This is a genomic window from Parafrigoribacterium mesophilum (assembly GCF_039652555.1).
GTDB lineage: Bacteria > Actinomycetota > Actinomycetes > Actinomycetales > Microbacteriaceae > Parafrigoribacterium > Parafrigoribacterium mesophilum.
The window spans coordinates 78,027-91,438 of record NZ_JBDJAF010000004.1; the positions used below are offsets into that span (position 1 = coordinate 78,027).

General features: G+C 67.4%; 13 protein-coding genes. 8 read left to right on the forward strand and 5 right to left on the reverse strand.

The genetic code is table 11. The annotated features are described in order from the left end of the window. Positions 1-96: 96 nt before the first annotated feature. Positions 97-414 (forward strand): hypothetical protein, encoded by a 318-nt coding sequence (locus ABFX56_RS13515; protein WP_346233870.1) that lies wholly within the window; start codon positions 97-99, stop codon positions 412-414. A gap of 28 nt (positions 415-442) precedes the next feature. Next, the gene (locus ABFX56_RS13520; RefSeq protein WP_346233871.1) at positions 443-973 is read left to right on the forward strand and encodes a YbhB/YbcL family Raf kinase inhibitor-like protein; all 531 of its coding nucleotides are present in this window, start codon (positions 443-445) and stop codon (positions 971-973) included. Here ABFX56_RS13520 and ABFX56_RS13525 read toward each other — a convergent pair. From ABFX56_RS13525 to ABFX56_RS13535, 3 genes are all read right to left on the reverse strand, one after another. Next, the gene (locus ABFX56_RS13525; protein ID WP_346233872.1) at positions 970-2,625 is read right to left on the reverse strand and encodes a SulP family inorganic anion transporter; all 1,656 of its coding nucleotides are present in this window, start codon (positions 2,623-2,625) and stop codon (positions 970-972) included. The two genes, ABFX56_RS13520 and ABFX56_RS13525, sit on opposite strands and share 4 nt — an antisense overlap. Before the next feature lie 8 nt (positions 2,626-2,633). After that, positions 2,634-2,990, reverse strand: coding sequence for an ArsR/SmtB family transcription factor (locus ABFX56_RS13530; protein WP_346233873.1), 357 nt, complete (start codon positions 2,988-2,990; stop codon positions 2,634-2,636). A gap of 201 nt (positions 2,991-3,191) precedes the next feature. Next, positions 3,192-5,444 carry a polyribonucleotide nucleotidyltransferase gene (locus tag ABFX56_RS13535; protein WP_346233874.1) on the reverse strand — a complete coding sequence of 751 codons (2,253 nt, stop codon included), beginning with the start codon at positions 5,442-5,444 and terminating at the stop codon, positions 3,192-3,194. 330 nt (positions 5,445-5,774) lie between these two features. On the opposite strand from ABFX56_RS13535, the gene ABFX56_RS13540 reads away from it, so the two are divergent. The 6 genes from ABFX56_RS13540 to ABFX56_RS13565 all read left to right on the forward strand — a co-directional run bounded on the left by ABFX56_RS13540 (position 5,775) and on the right by ABFX56_RS13565 (position 11,440). Next, complete coding sequence (locus tag ABFX56_RS13540; RefSeq protein ID WP_346233875.1) at positions 5,775-5,927, forward strand: hypothetical protein; 153 nt, start codon at positions 5,775-5,777, stop codon at positions 5,925-5,927. Between the two features lie 50 nt (positions 5,928-5,977). Next, on the forward strand, positions 5,978-7,288 hold the full coding sequence (locus tag ABFX56_RS13545; RefSeq protein WP_346233876.1) for a Re/Si-specific NAD(P)(+) transhydrogenase subunit alpha: 1,311 nt from the start codon (positions 5,978-5,980) through the stop codon (positions 7,286-7,288). Further along, positions 7,288-7,590 carry an NAD(P) transhydrogenase subunit alpha part 2 gene (locus ABFX56_RS13550; RefSeq protein WP_346233877.1) on the forward strand — a complete coding sequence of 101 codons (303 nt, stop codon included), beginning with the start codon at positions 7,288-7,290 and terminating at the stop codon, positions 7,588-7,590. Before ABFX56_RS13545 ends, ABFX56_RS13550 begins: the two co-directional genes overlap by 1 nt. Continuing rightward, positions 7,587-8,960: an NAD(P)(+) transhydrogenase (Re/Si-specific) subunit beta gene (locus ABFX56_RS13555; protein WP_346233878.1), complete on the forward strand. Its 1,374-nt coding sequence runs from the start codon at positions 7,587-7,589 to the stop codon at positions 8,958-8,960. Before ABFX56_RS13550 ends, ABFX56_RS13555 begins: the two co-directional genes overlap by 4 nt. A gap of 142 nt (positions 8,961-9,102) precedes the next feature. Then, on the forward strand, positions 9,103-10,485 hold the full coding sequence (locus ABFX56_RS13560; RefSeq protein WP_346233879.1) for an MmgE/PrpD family protein: 1,383 nt from the start codon (positions 9,103-9,105) through the stop codon (positions 10,483-10,485). 49 nt (positions 10,486-10,534) lie between these two features. After that, positions 10,535-11,440 carry a phosphosulfolactate synthase gene (locus ABFX56_RS13565; RefSeq protein WP_346233880.1) on the forward strand — a complete coding sequence of 302 codons (906 nt, stop codon included), beginning with the start codon at positions 10,535-10,537 and terminating at the stop codon, positions 11,438-11,440. Positions 11,441-11,546: 106 nt separating this feature from the next. Here the strand turns inward: ABFX56_RS13565 and ABFX56_RS13570 are convergent, their stop codons facing one another. Both ABFX56_RS13570 and ABFX56_RS13575 read right to left on the reverse strand, forming a co-directional pair. Continuing rightward, complete coding sequence (locus ABFX56_RS13570; RefSeq protein WP_346233881.1) at positions 11,547-12,173, reverse strand: FMN reductase; 627 nt, start codon at positions 12,171-12,173, stop codon at positions 11,547-11,549. 2 nt (positions 12,174-12,175) lie between these two features. Continuing rightward, positions 12,176-13,318, reverse strand: a complete 1,143-nt coding sequence (locus ABFX56_RS13575; protein WP_346233982.1) for an LLM class flavin-dependent oxidoreductase — start codon at positions 13,316-13,318, stop codon at positions 12,176-12,178. Positions 13,319-13,412: the final 94 nt, after the last annotated feature.

The following is a 13,412-nucleotide window of genomic DNA, read 5'->3' on the forward strand; positions in this document are numbered from 1 at the left end:
CCGCGTTAGCACCCCGAAACACGGCAGATCCGACCGTCTGTGGCTATTTCGGCTGCCAGGTGGCAGCGTGGAGACAAGCGGGAGGAGGCCGGGCCAATGTCAGATTCGCCGAACGTTTCGGACCAGAGTGCACTCACCACCTCGACAGGGAAGATCTGGCTGATCACCGGCGCCATCCTTTCCGCGGTCTGCGTGGGCGTGCTCATCCCGATGCTGTGGATGACACCGCCCGGGGCGGCCACGGGCGGCATCATCGCCGTCGTCGTGCTCTATGCCCTCATGATCCCGGTGCGCCTGGGCGTGCGAACGCTTCGGGTACGGTTGTGGGCCATGGCGACGCTGATGATCCTCATCACGATCGCGTTCTTCATCAGCGCTGGCATTGTGTACTCCGCACAGCCGGGCGTCGGATAATATCCGAAAGATCATCGAAAGGATCACGGTGGCGAACGACCCGAATTGGAATCTTCCCGAAGTGCCGAGTTTCGAGCTCTCGAGCCCCGATTTCGCGGAGGGCGACCACCTGCCGTTGTGGGCGCGCGGCTCCGGAGATGGCGCGGAGGACCGCTCGCCGACCCTGAGTTGGAGCGGGGCGCCCGAGGGAACCAGGAGTTTCACCCTCACGATGTACGACCCGGATGCCCCGACCGGCAGCGGCTACTGGCATTGGGCGGTGTACAACATCCCCGCGGATGTCACCGCGGTGCCGGCCGACGCCGGTAATCCGGATGCCGGACTGCTGCCGGAGGGTGCGATCACCCTCCCCAACACGGCCAGAAAAGAGCGCTACGCCGGTGCCGCGCCGCCCGCCGGACACGGTGTGCATCGCTACTTCTTCACCGTGAGCGCCCTGGATGTGCCCTCCCTCGACATCCCGGCCGGAAGCACCCCGGCCACGCTGGGCTTCATGATGCGGGAGCACGTCATCGGCCGGGCCCAGCTGATGGGCCTCTCCGAGACCGCGGCGCGCTAGTCCCGCGCCACCCCCACCAGTTCGCGTGCATGGGCGATGGCCTGCGGAGTGAGCGCGAACACGCGCCCCAACGCCGTGAGCCGATGTTTGGATCCGAGCGCATCGAGCACCTTCTTGTGCCCCGGTTTCACCCCGGACAGCAGCACGATGATGCCTTTGCGCTCGAGCCGGGTGATCGCGTCGTCGAGCATCATGGCGCCGGTGGCATCCACGGTGGTGAGCCGCCCCATCCGCAGGATCACCACGGCGGTCTCACCCACGTCGGTCAGCTCGAGCAAGAACCGATGCGCCGCGCCGAAGAACAAGGCGCCGTCCAACCGGAACGCGACGATGCGTTCATCGAGCAACGACTGTTCCTCGCGCAGGTGATCGCCGGTGTCCAGCGGCACCCGCTCCACGAACGACGATTTGGCCACTGCGCGCAGTGCCAGGATTCCGGCCAGTACCAGTCCGACGACCACCGCTGTCACGAGGTCGACGGCCACTGTCACCGCGAACGTCACCAGGAGCACGACGGCGTCGGCCCGGGAGGATTTCACGATGCTGCGGATGGCCCCTACCTGAATCATCTGCACCGTGGTGGCCAGCAGCACACCGCCCAGCGCCGCCAGCGGGATGACACCGACCACCTGACCGGCGACCAGGATGAACAGCAGCAGGATGCCCGCGTGCGAGAGTGACGCCAGTCGCGAGCGGGCCCCGGCACGCACGTTGACGGCGGTGCGGGCGATCGCGGCGGTGGCGGGCACCCCACCGAACAACGGCACGACCAGGTTCGCCAGCCCCTGCCCGAGAAGCTCGCGGTCGGGGTTGTGTTTCTGCCCGACGCTCATGGCGTCGGCGACGGTCGCGCAGAGCAGGCTTTCCAGCGCCGCCAGCGCCGCCACCGCGAGGGCCGACGGCAGCAGCGCGGACAACCGGGCCGGGTCGAAGAAGTCCGCGGTGGGAGCCGGGATGCCGGCGGGCAGCGCGCCGACCAGCGGGAGGTCGGTGTGCATCAGCCAGGCCGCGAGGGTGGCCAGCGCCACGGCCACCAGCGAAAGCGGCAGCGCAGGCTTGAAACGCGCGCCGATCAGGATCACCGCGGCGACGCCGAGTGCGATCGCGACCGACACGAGATCCGGGGCCGCGGCCCAGCGGAGAAGCGCGTCCCAGGCGATGGCCCAGACCTGCTGCTGGTCGCCCTGTGGCACGCCGAGCATGTTCGGCAGTTGCTGCAGCGCGATGACCACGGCGATCCCTGCCGTGAATCCCTCCACGAGGGACGCGGGCAGGTAGCGCACGTAACGGCCGACGCCCGAGACCGCCAGGACTAGCAGGAGCAGCCCGGCCATGACGCCGACCTGCAGCACTCCGGCCATCCCGAAACTGTGCACGACCGGCAGCAGCACGACCGTCATGGCACCGGTGGGACCGGATACCTGCAGATTGCTGCCCCCGAACACGGCGGCGACCGCGCCGGCGATGACGGCGGTGGTGATGCCCGCACCGGCACCGAGGCCCGAGGCGACACCGAACGCGAGGGCGAGGGGAAGCGCGACGATCGCGACGGTGAGGCCGGCGAGCAGGTCGCGTCCCGGCGAGTGTTTCGCGGCACGCCAATCCGCACGACCGGGGAACAGGGCGAGCGCGGCACGTCCGGCCGCGGACATCCTCCGCCTCACCGGGACGCTGCTTGCGGTTCGTTCTCTTCTTCGAGGAAGGCCAGCAGGTTTTGGGAGTCTTGCAGATTCGACACGATCAGCCCGCGCGCGGTCGCGAGCAACTGCGACATCCGTGGGTCTCGAACGCTGTAGAAGATCGTGTTGCCTTCGCGCCGGGTGTCCACCACGCCGGCCCGCCGCAGCACCGCGAGTTGCTGCGAGACGTGCGAGATCTCGGTCTGGATGCGCTCGGCCAGGTCGCCGACCGACCGTTCCCCCTGCACGAGCTGCTCCAGGGCCCGGATGCGCACGGGATGGGCGAGCGCTTTGAACAGCTGTGCCTTGAGTTCGGCGACGGGACGATCGGCGGTCATAGTTTCTTTATATAGCTATATAGCGATACTGTTAAATTGCCAACTACAGGAAGGGGTCTCGACAGGCTCGACCACCGGGACTGGGGTCTCGACGGGCTCGACCACCGGGTCCCACCGGGGGTACCGGGGACTATCGGGAGGGTGAACGCGAACGAGCCCGCCCCCACCGTGGTGGGAACGGGCTCGTGTGGTGCGGTGGTTCTATTCGGTGACGGTGGCCGGCTCGGCGGATGCCGGCTCGGATTCCTCGATCACCGGCGACAGCGACAGCTTGCCGCGGTCGTCGATCTTGGTGATTTCCACCTGGATCTTCTGACCGACCGAGAGCACGTCCTCGACGTTCTCGACGCGCTTGCCGCCGGCGAGCTTGCGCACCTCGGAGATGTGCAGCAGGCCGTCCTTGCCCGGGGTGAGCGAGACGAACGCTCCGAAGGAGGCGATCTTGACGACCGTGCCCAGGAAGCGCTCCCCCACCTCGGGGTTGAGCGGGTTCGCGATGGCGTTGACCGCGGCGCGAGCCGCCTCGGCCGATGGACCGTCCACGGCGCCGATGTACACGGTGCCGTCGTCCTCGATCGAGATGTCGGCGCCGGTCTCGTCCTGGATACCGTTGATCGTCTTGCCCTTCGGGCCGATCAGCTCGCCGATCTTGTCGACCGGGATCTGCACGCTGATCACGCGCGGTGCCGTCGGTGCCATCTCGTCCGGGCTGTCGATGGCCGCGTTCATCACGGCGAGGATCGCGGTACGCGCTTCCTTCGCCTGCTTGAGCGCGCCATCCAGCACCGCGGAGGGGATGCCGTCGAGCTTGGTGTCCAGCTGAATCGCGGTGACGAACTCGCTGGTTCCGGCGACCTTGAAGTCCATGTCGCCGAGCGCGTCCTCGGCGCCCAGGATGTCGGTGATCGCCGCGTAGCGGGTCTCGCCGTCGACCTCGTCGGAGACCAGGCCCATCGCGATGCCGGCGACCGGGGCGCGCAGCGGCACTCCAGCGTTCAGCAGCGACAGGGTGGATGCGCACACCGAACCCATCGAGGTGGAGCCGTTGGAGCTGATCGCCTCGGACACCTGGCGGATCGCGTACGGGAACTCCTCGCGGCTGGGCAGCACCGGCACGAGGGCGCGCTCGGCCAGGAAGCCGTGCCCGATCTCGCGACGCTTCGGGCTGCCGACCCGGCCGGTCTCACCGGTGGAGTACGGCGGGAAGTTGTAGTGGTGCAGGTAACGCTTCTTCGTGATCGGGCTCAGCGAGTCGATCTGCTGCTCCATCTTGAGCATGTTCAGCGTGGTGACACCCAGGATCTGGGTCTCGCCGCGCTGGAAGATCGCGCTGCCGTGCACGCGCGGCACAACCTGCACCTCGGCGTCCAGCGGCCGGATGTCCGTGGTGCCGCGGCCGTCGATGCGGATGCCCTCGGTGAGGATGCGACCGCGCACGATCTTCTTGGTCACCGCCTTGTACGCGCCGGAGACCATGCCGAGCGACTCGGCGGCAAGGCTGCCGGCGTCGACCTTCTCCTGAACCGCGGCCTTGACCCGGTCCTTGAGCGCGTCATCCGCGTTCTGCCGGTCCAACTTGTCGGCGATCTGGTAGATCCCCTTCAGCTCGTCGTAGGCCAGCTCGGCAACCGCGTCGTAGGTCTCCTGGTTGTACGGCAGGAACACCGGGTACTCGGCGATCTCCTTGGCCGACTGGGCGGCCAGCGCCGACTGGGCCTTGATCAGCTGGGCGAGGAACGGCTTGGCCGCCTCCAGGCCCTGCGCCACGATGGCCTCGTCGGGCTTGGTCGCGCCGCCCTGGATGAGTTCCCAGCTGTGCTCGGTGGCCTCAGCCTCGACCATCATGATCGCGACGTCTTCCTGGCCGTTCTTGTTCGTGACCAGCCGGCCGGCGACGGTGAGGTCGAAGACCGCGTTCTCCAGCTGCTCGAACGTCGGGAACGCCACCCACTGGGTGCCGATCAGCGCGAGACGGATGCCGCCGATCGGGCCGCTGAACGGCAGACCGGAGATCTGCGTCGAGGCGGAGGCGGCGTTGATGGCCAGCGCGTCGTAGAACTCGCCGGGCGCCACCGACAGCACGGTGATCACGATCTGGACCTCGTTGCGCAGGCCGGTGACGAACGACGGGCGCAGTGGCCGGTCGATCAGGCGGCAGACCAGGATGGCCTCGGTCGAGGGGCGACCTTCGCGACGGAAGAAGCTGCCGGGGATCTTGCCGGCGGCGTAGGACCGCTCTTCCACGTCTACCGTCAGCGGGAAGAAGTCGAAGTTGTCCTTCGGGTGTTTGCTCGCGCTGGTGGCCGACAGCAGCATGGTTTCCTCGTCGAGGTAGGCCGCGACCGCGCCCTGGGCCTGCATGGCCAGACGACCGGTTTCGAACCGGATCGTGCGCTTGCCGAATTTGCCGTTATCGAGAACGGCTTCGGCGAATTTGATTTCTGGACCCTCCATAGGGGGGTTATCTCCTTACTGTGTTTTTCGTCGCCATTCTGGCGACGAAACGTCGCTCCCCGTATGGGAGCAACTCGTCAAGGAGCAGGAGTGGGCAGAAAGGGGCGTGCCGCACGGCGCCGCGTGTGCGGCATCGCGCTGGACGCTTTGGCGGCTGCTCTGGCCAACAGTAGAAAACCGCCAGGCCTCGCAGCGGGAACTGCGAAAGACTGGAAATCCACCACCGGTGACCAGCTTCTTGCCGGCCTGCTCCAGGTTCGTACTATGAACTTCTCGTCGTGCGTATTCGAACGACCGTGCTGAGTCTACCAGCAGCCCTTCCGTCCAGCGATGGCGCCCCGCCGTGGCATCGGCCAGCGGCCGGCCGCGACCGCCTCGCGCACCGCCGGGGTGGCGCAGCATTCGGTCAGCAAGTGGTGCCTGCGCCGCAATCCGGCCGCGGGTGGTTACGCTACGAGTAGCCAGAAGCAGCGACAGCGCTGAGCCGCGGCCATCCGGCCCCTCGCCCTGCCGCGCGGAAACGGGAGTGGCCAGTGCTAGTGGGTATCGCCAGGGAGCGGCGCGCGGGGGAACGCCGGGTCGCCGCAACACCCGAGACGGTGGGACAGTTCATCCGGCTCGGTCTTCAGGTGACGATCGAGCGCGGCGCCGGTGTCGCATCCGGCTACCCTGATGCCGCCTACGCGGCCGCCGGGGCCGTCGTGGCCAAGACGCTCGGCGCCGGAAAGCTGGATGTGCTCTGCCACGTCGGGCCGCTCAGCCCGGCGACTGCCGCCCGGCTGAAGCGCGGTGCGATCACGGTCGGCTTCGCCTCGCCGTCCACCGAGTTGCGCACCGTGCGCGCGCTGGCCGATGCTGGGGTCACCGCGTTCGCGCTGGAACTGGTGCCGCGCATCTCCCGCGCCCAGTCGATGGATGCGCTGAGCTCGCAGGCGCTGGTGTCCGGGTACCGCGCGGTGCTGGAGGCGGCGATGCGATTCCCGCGGTTCTTCCCGCTCTACATGACCGCGGCCGGAACGATTCCGCCCGCGCGGGTCTTGGTCCTCGGCGCCGGCGTCGCCGGGCTGCAGGCGATCGGCACGGCGAAGCGGTTGGGCGCGCGCGTGGCGGCCAATGACATCCGGGCCGCCTCGGCCGAGGAAGTCACCTCGATGGGCGGCACGTTCATCAACCTGGACCTCGACGCCGCTGCGGATGCCGCGGGCGGCTATGCGCGTGAACTCAGTGCGGACCGGGGTGTGCGCCAGCGGCAGTTGCTCGCCCCGCACGTGGCCGCGGCGGATGTGCTGATCACCACCGCGGCGATCCCGGGCCGGGCGGCGCCGCTGCTGGTGACCACCGAGATGGTGGCCGGGATGCACGCCGGCTCGGTCATCGTCGACCTCGCCGCGGAGAGCGGCGGCAACGTCGAGGGAGTCATCGCCGGCACCGACACCGCGGTGCCCACCGCCAACGGCGACGGGGTGGTCACCCTGGTCGGACTCGCGGATGCGCCATCCACGATGGCCGCTGACGCCTCGCGGCTGTACGCCAAGAACGTCGCAAACCTGCTGGCACTGATGATCACGGACGGCCAGCTGGCGCCGGACTTCTCCGACGAGGTACTCGCCGGAGCCTGCCTGACCCGCGACGGCAGCGTGCTGCACGCGCCGACCGCCGAGGCCCTGGAGGCTTCCGCCCCCAAGCCGGCGACGCCCAAGCCGGCGACACCGAAGACCGCGCCGCAGAAGGCCGCGGCACCGAAACGGGCGGCACCGAAAACGGCGGCACCGACGAAGACGACGAGAAGACCGGCGCCTAACGAGACGGCACCGACGCAGACTCCGCCGAAGGAAGTGGACTGATGGACTTGATAACGCTCCTGACGGTGGTCGTTCTGGCCGTCTTTGTCGGCTTCGAGGTGGTCTCCAAAGTCACCAGCAAGCTGCACACTCCGCTGATGTCCGGCGCCAACGCCATCCACGGCATCATCCTGGTCGGCGCGATCATCGTCGCCGGGCAGGCTGACGACGTCTGGGTCCTCATCGTCGCACTGTTGGCGGTCGTGCTCGCCACCGCCAACATGGTCGGCGGCTTCGTCGTCACCGACCGGATGCTCGAGATGTTCCACACCCGTAAGGCACCGGCCAAGGGGGACGCCAAGTGAGCATCCTGCCCGCCGAATGGACGGCGCTGCTCTACCTGGGCGCTGCAGTCTGCTTCATCCTCGCCCTGAAGGGCCTCTCCTCCCCCAAGACCGCCCGTCGCGGCAACCTCATCGGTGCCGCGGGCGCGCTCGTGGCGGTGATCACGGTGTTCCTGTCGGTACGGCTCGAAAACGTTCCGCTCATCCTCGCCGCGATCGCGATCGGCTCGGCCGTCGCGGTGCCCATCGCCCGCCGCGTGCACATGACCCAGATGCCGCAGCTGGTCGGCGGCTTCAACGGCGTCGGCGGCGGCGCCGCGGCGCTGGTCGCGGTGCTCGAGCTCGGCCACAACGACGACCCGTGGGTGCGCCTGGCGATCGTGTTCACCATGCTGGTCGGCGCGGTGTCGTTCTCCGGCTCCGCTGTGACCGTGGCCAAACTGCAGGAGCTGATCAGCACCCGCCCACTGGTCTTTCCGGGGATGCGCTGGGTGATGACCCTGGTTCTGCTGGCGGCCATCGTCACCGGCGGATTCACCATCGCGACCGGCAACCCGCTGTGGGCATCCGCGCTGCTCGTGCTGAGCCTGGGCGTGGGCCTGCTGCTGGTTTTCCCCGTCGGCGGAGCCGATGTGCCAATCGTGATCTCGCTGCTCAACGCCTTCACGGGCATCGCCGTGGCAGCCTCTGGAATCGTGCTGGGCAACGTGCTGCTCGTGGTGGCCGGCACGCTGGTCGGGGCCAGCGGAACGATCTTGACCGAGGTGATGGCCGCCGCGATGGGCCGCGGAGTCACCGGCATCCTGTTCGGGGCGTTCCGCGGCGGTTCGAAGGCCGGCTCCACCGAGCAGAGCAAGCGGCCGGTGCGCTCGTCCTCCGCCGAGGATGTCGCGGTGCTGCTCGGCTACGCGCAGCGCGTGGTGATCGTGCCCGGCTACGGCCTGGCCGTCGCCCAGGGCCAGCACACGGTGGCCGAGTTGGCCACGGCCCTGGAGGCTCGCGGCGTCGAGGTCGCGTTCGGCATCCATCCGGTCGCCGGTCGGATGCCGGGGCACATGAACGTGCTGCTGGCCGAGGCGAACGTGCCGTACGAACTGCTCAAGGAACTGGACGAGGTCAACCCGGAGTTCAAGAACACCGACGTGGTGCTCGTGGTCGGCGCCAACGACGTAGTCAACCCGGCGGCGAAGACCGCACCGGGTTCCCCGATCTACGGCATGCCGATCCTCGAAGTCGGCCAGGCCAACCAGGTGGTCTTCCTCAAACGCTCGATGCGTCCGGGGTTCGCCGGCATCGAGAACGAGCTGCTGTACGACCCGAAGACGACGCTGCTGTTCGGCGATGCCAAGGACTCGCTGGGCAAGGTGCTCGGGGCGGTCAAGGCGCTCTAGAAACATCCAAAAATATCTTGATGTCAAGATAAAAGTATCTTGACATCAAGATAAATCGTGGCAGAGTGAGAAGCGAAGTCAGGTAACCCTTACCAGCCCGATGCGGGGCGCGGTTACCCGTTCAGAAATCGCAGGTCTCACCATGACCGAAGTCCAGAACCTGGCACATTTTGTCGCCACCGCGTCCTTCGACCGGCTCAGCGCAGAGGCGCTTGAGCAACTGAAAATCCGAGTGCTCGACACCCTCGGGGTCGCGATCGGCGCCCTCGACGCGGAACCGATCGTGGCCATCCGCACGCTCGTCGATGACCTCGGCGGCACACCACAAGCCACCATGATCGGCGGCGGCACAACCTCGATCGACCGCGCGGCGTTCGTCAACGTGGCCCTGAGCCGCTACCTCGACTTCATGGATGCCTATCTCGCCAAGGGCGAAACCGGCCATCCCTCCGACAACCTGGGCGCCGTGCTGGCGGCGAGCGAGTCGGTCAACGGCAGCGGGACCGAGTTCCTCACCGCCCTGGCCGTCGCCTATCAGGTGCAGGCGCGTCTGTCGGATGTCGCCCCGGTGCGCGCCAAGGGATTCGACCACACCGTGCAGGGCGCGTACGCGAGCGCAGCCGCGGTATCCAAGGCGCTACGGCTGACCGAGGAGCAGACGGCGAACGCAATCGCGATCTCCGGCACCGCCAACAATGCGCTGCGAGTCACCCGCACCGGCAATCTCAGCAACTGGAAGGGCCTGGCTTACCCGAACACGGCTAAGGAGGGCACCTTCGCGGCGCTGCTCGCTTCCCGCGGGATCACCGGTCCCGAGCTGGTGTTCGAGGGCAACAAGGGCTTCAAGGATTCCATCGCGGGACCGTTTACGATCGACTGGTCCGCAGAGGACCTCGAGCGGGTGCGCAAAACGATCGTCAAGAAGCACAATGCCGAGATCCATTCGCAGTCGGCGCTGGAGGCGGCCCTGGCCATCCGTGCCCAGGCCGGATTCGACGCGAGACGTATCGAGAAGGTGAGCCTGCGCACCTTCGGCGTGGCGTACTCGATCATCGGCGGAGGCGAAGAGGGTGACAAGCACAATATCCGCACCAAAGAGGAAGCAGACCACTCGCTGCCGTACCTGATCGCGGCCGCGCTGCTGGACGGCGAGGTCAACCCCGCGCAGTTCACGCCGGAGCGGATTGCGGCCGCCGACATCCAGCGCCTGCTCGCGCTGGTGGAGGTCAGCCCGGACGAGGGATTCTCCGCCCGCTTCCCCGCCGAGATGCCCGCCGACCTTGAGGTCGCCATGACCGACGGCACCGTGCTGCGCTCGGTGCAGAGCTCATACGAGGGCTTCCACACCAACCCGATGAGCTGGGACGTGGCGCGCGCGAAGTTCGACGCAGTCGCATCCGGGTTCGCCTCACCCGAGCTGCGCGAGGAGATCGCCGGAATCGTGCGTGACCTCGAGCATCACACCGTGCGCGACCTCACCCAGGCGTTGGCCCGGGTGAGCACCCGCGAGCTCGCCACCCACTGATCAATCCCCGGATTTCATTACCACGAAGAAAAAGAAGGAAGGTCACATCATGACCATCACCACCAGTCCCACCACCACCAGTCCCACCACCACCGGGACCGCATCAACCGATACACCACGAAGCGCCAATGCGATCGAACAGGACGTCGCGTTCAACTTCATCCCCCGCGCCTACCGGCCGCCCAAGCCGCGCAAGGTAGGCATCACCGAGGTGCGCGGACCGTACTACTCCACCTACGGCACCCGGCACCTCGCCGACGTGCTGGATGTGGCCGGCCCTTGGGTCGACGGCGTGAAGTGGGCCGGCGGATCGTTCGCCCTGCTCCCCCGCGAGCAGGTGCGCGCGTTCAGCGACCTCGCCCACGAGCACGACGCGTACATCTCCTCCGGCGGCTGGCTGGAGACGGTGCTGCGCTACGGCCCCGATGCCGTGGACCACTACCTGAAGGAGGCCAAGGAGGTCGGTTTCGACGTCATCGAGATCTCGGCCGGGTTCATCTCGGTTCCCACCTCGGGGCTGTTGCGGCTCATCGAGCGGGTGAAAAAGGCCGGGCTGAAGGCGAAGCCGGAGCTGGGCATCCAGTTCGGATCCGGCGGGGACTCCGGCGAAGCAGAGCTGGCCGCCGAGGGCAAGAAAGACGTGGGCGACCTGATTGCCCGCGCTAACAAGGCCCTCGAGGCCGGCGCCGACATCATCATGATCGAATCAGAAGGCATCACCGAGAACGTCGTGGAGTGGAACACCCGCCCGGTCGCGGAGATCATCAACGGGGTCGGTTTGGAGCACGTGATGTTCGAATCCGCGGATCCGCCGGTGTACGAGTGGTACATCAAGAACTACGGCAACGAAGTGAACTTGTTCGTCGACCACAGCCAGATCCTGCAACTGGAAGGTCTGCGTCAGAACATCTGGGGCAACAAGTCCACCTGGGGCCGCATCATCAACCCGGCGTAGTCCCGGCACCGCCCCGCTTCACCGAGCGATGGGTTTCCGGACATCCGATAGGGCCGCGGCGGCCCCTCTCGACCGGAAGGCTATCGCCCGGCGCCGGGACGGTGCTCTACTCGCCGCCGTAGGCGCCGACCGGGCTGAAGGTGTCCCCCACCGCGAACGGGTCGTGGATGCGGGCGGTGCGATCGGTCACCGCAACCAACGTGGCGAACTCCTCCGCCGCCCGCAGCATCCGGTCCGACAGCGTCTTCACCTCATCTGGGCCGCTGCCCCAGTCCGCCGTCGCCGCAAACACCGAGGTGGGCACGACGATGCTGTGCAGGTAGGTGAACATCGGGCGCAGCGAGTACTCCAACGCCAGCGAGTGCCGGGCGGTGCCGCCGGTCGCGCCGATCAGCACCGGCATATCCGTCAGTGACGTGTTGTCGAGCACGTCGAAGAACGACTTGAACAGGCCGCTGTAGCTGGTCGTGAAGATCGGGGTCACGGCGATCAGCCCGTCGGCGCCGGTGACCTTCTCGATCACCTCGGCGAGCTTCGGGCTCGGGAATCCGGTGAGCAGGTTGTTCGTGATGTCCCTGGCGATGTCGCGCAGTTCGAACACCGCCACCGTGGCATCTACGCCCTTCTGCTGGAGTCGCTCGACGCTGGCCTCGGCCAGACGGTCGGCGAGCATCCGGGTGGAGGACGGCTGGCTCAGCCCGCCCGAAATGACGGCGATAGTGCGCGCGGTCATGGTTATGCTCCCTTGGTTGCGGATGCCTTGATCCCGAATGCGGCGCCCGTGCCTGTTGTGACGGGCCGGGCCGCGTCGCGCGCGGCCAGAAGGCCGGCGTGGGTGGGGCCGTCTGGAATGTGCGCCGGGCGGTTCTTGGCGAATTCCTTGCGCATCACCGGCACGACCTCCTCGCCCAGGATATCCAGCTGCTCGAGCACGGTCTTCAGCGGCAACCCGGCGTGGTCCATCAGGAACAGCTGGCGCTGGTAGTCGCCGAAGTACTCGCGCATGCCGAGGTAGCGGTCGATGACCTGCTGCGGGCTGCCGACGGTGAGCGGGGTCTGTTCGGTGAACTCTTCCATGCTCGGCCCGTGCCCGTAAACGGGAGCGTTGTCGAAGTATGGGCGGAACTCGTTCACGGCATCCTGCGAGTTCTTGCGCATGAACGCCTGTCCGCCGAGCCCGACGATGGCCTGGTCGGCGCTGCCGTGGCCATAGTGCTCGAAGCGCTGCCGGTACAGGCCGATGAGCTGCATGTAGTGCTCCTTCGGCCAGAAGATGTTGTTCGCGAAAAATCCGTCGCCGTAGTAAGCGGCCTGTTCCGCGATCTCTGGACTGCGGATGCTACCGTGCCAGACGAACGGCGGGACGCCGTCCAGCGGACGCGGCGTCGCGGTGAAGCCCTGCAGCGGGGTGCGGAACTTGCCCTGCCAGTCCACGACCTCTTCGCGCCAGAGCCGGTGCAGGAGCCCGTAGTTTTCGATGGCCAGCGGGATGCCCTGACGGATGTCCTTGCCGAACCACGGATACACCGGGCCGGTGTTGCCGCGGCCGAGCACGATGTCGACGCGGCCGTCGGAGATGTGCTGCAGCACCGCGAAGTCCTCGGCGATCTTGACCGGGTCGCTGGTGGTGATCAGCGTGGTGGCGGTGGAGAGGATGAGCCGCTTCGTCTTCGCGGCGATGTAGCCGAGGGTAGTGGTCGGGCTGGAGGGCACGAACGGCGGGTTGTGGTGCTCGCCGGTGGCGAAGACATCCAGCCCGACCTCCTCCGCCTTCAACGCGATCGCGATCATCGCCTTAATGCGCTCGTGCTCGGTGGGGGTGCGGCAGGTCGTCGGATCGGTCGTCACATCCCCCACGGAGAAGATGCCGAACTGCACCGGAGTGTCAGGCCCGGCACCAGGTGTCGAAGTGGAAGTCTCGGTGGTCATTGCCTGTCCGCCCTTGTCTGGTCTTTCAAATCCTAAAGTCCAT

Coding starts and splice junctions, on each gene's coding strand:
- ABFX56_RS13535 (WP_346233874.1), bottom strand. CDS start 5,444: ATGGAGGGTCCAGAAATCAAATTCGCCGAAGCCGTTCTCGATAACGGC.
- ABFX56_RS13540 (WP_346233875.1), top strand. CDS start 5,775: ATGGCGCCCCGCCGTGGCATCGGCCAGCGGCCGGCCGCGACCGCCTCG.
- ABFX56_RS13530 (WP_346233873.1), bottom strand. CDS start 2,990: ATGACCGCCGATCGTCCCGTCGCCGAACTCAAGGCACAGCTGTTCAAA.
- ABFX56_RS13550 (WP_346233877.1), top strand. CDS start 7,288: ATGGACTTGATAACGCTCCTGACGGTGGTCGTTCTGGCCGTCTTTGTC.
- ABFX56_RS13560 (WP_346233879.1), top strand. CDS start 9,103: ATGACCGAAGTCCAGAACCTGGCACATTTTGTCGCCACCGCGTCCTTC.
- ABFX56_RS13515 (WP_346233870.1), top strand. CDS start 97: ATGTCAGATTCGCCGAACGTTTCGGACCAGAGTGCACTCACCACCTCG.
- ABFX56_RS13570 (WP_346233881.1), bottom strand. CDS start 12,173: ATGACCGCGCGCACTATCGCCGTCATTTCGGGCGGGCTGAGCCAGCCG.
- ABFX56_RS13525 (WP_346233872.1), bottom strand. CDS start 2,625: ATGTCCGCGGCCGGACGTGCCGCGCTCGCCCTGTTCCCCGGTCGTGCG.
- ABFX56_RS13565 (WP_346233880.1), top strand. CDS start 10,535: ATGACCATCACCACCAGTCCCACCACCACCAGTCCCACCACCACCGGG.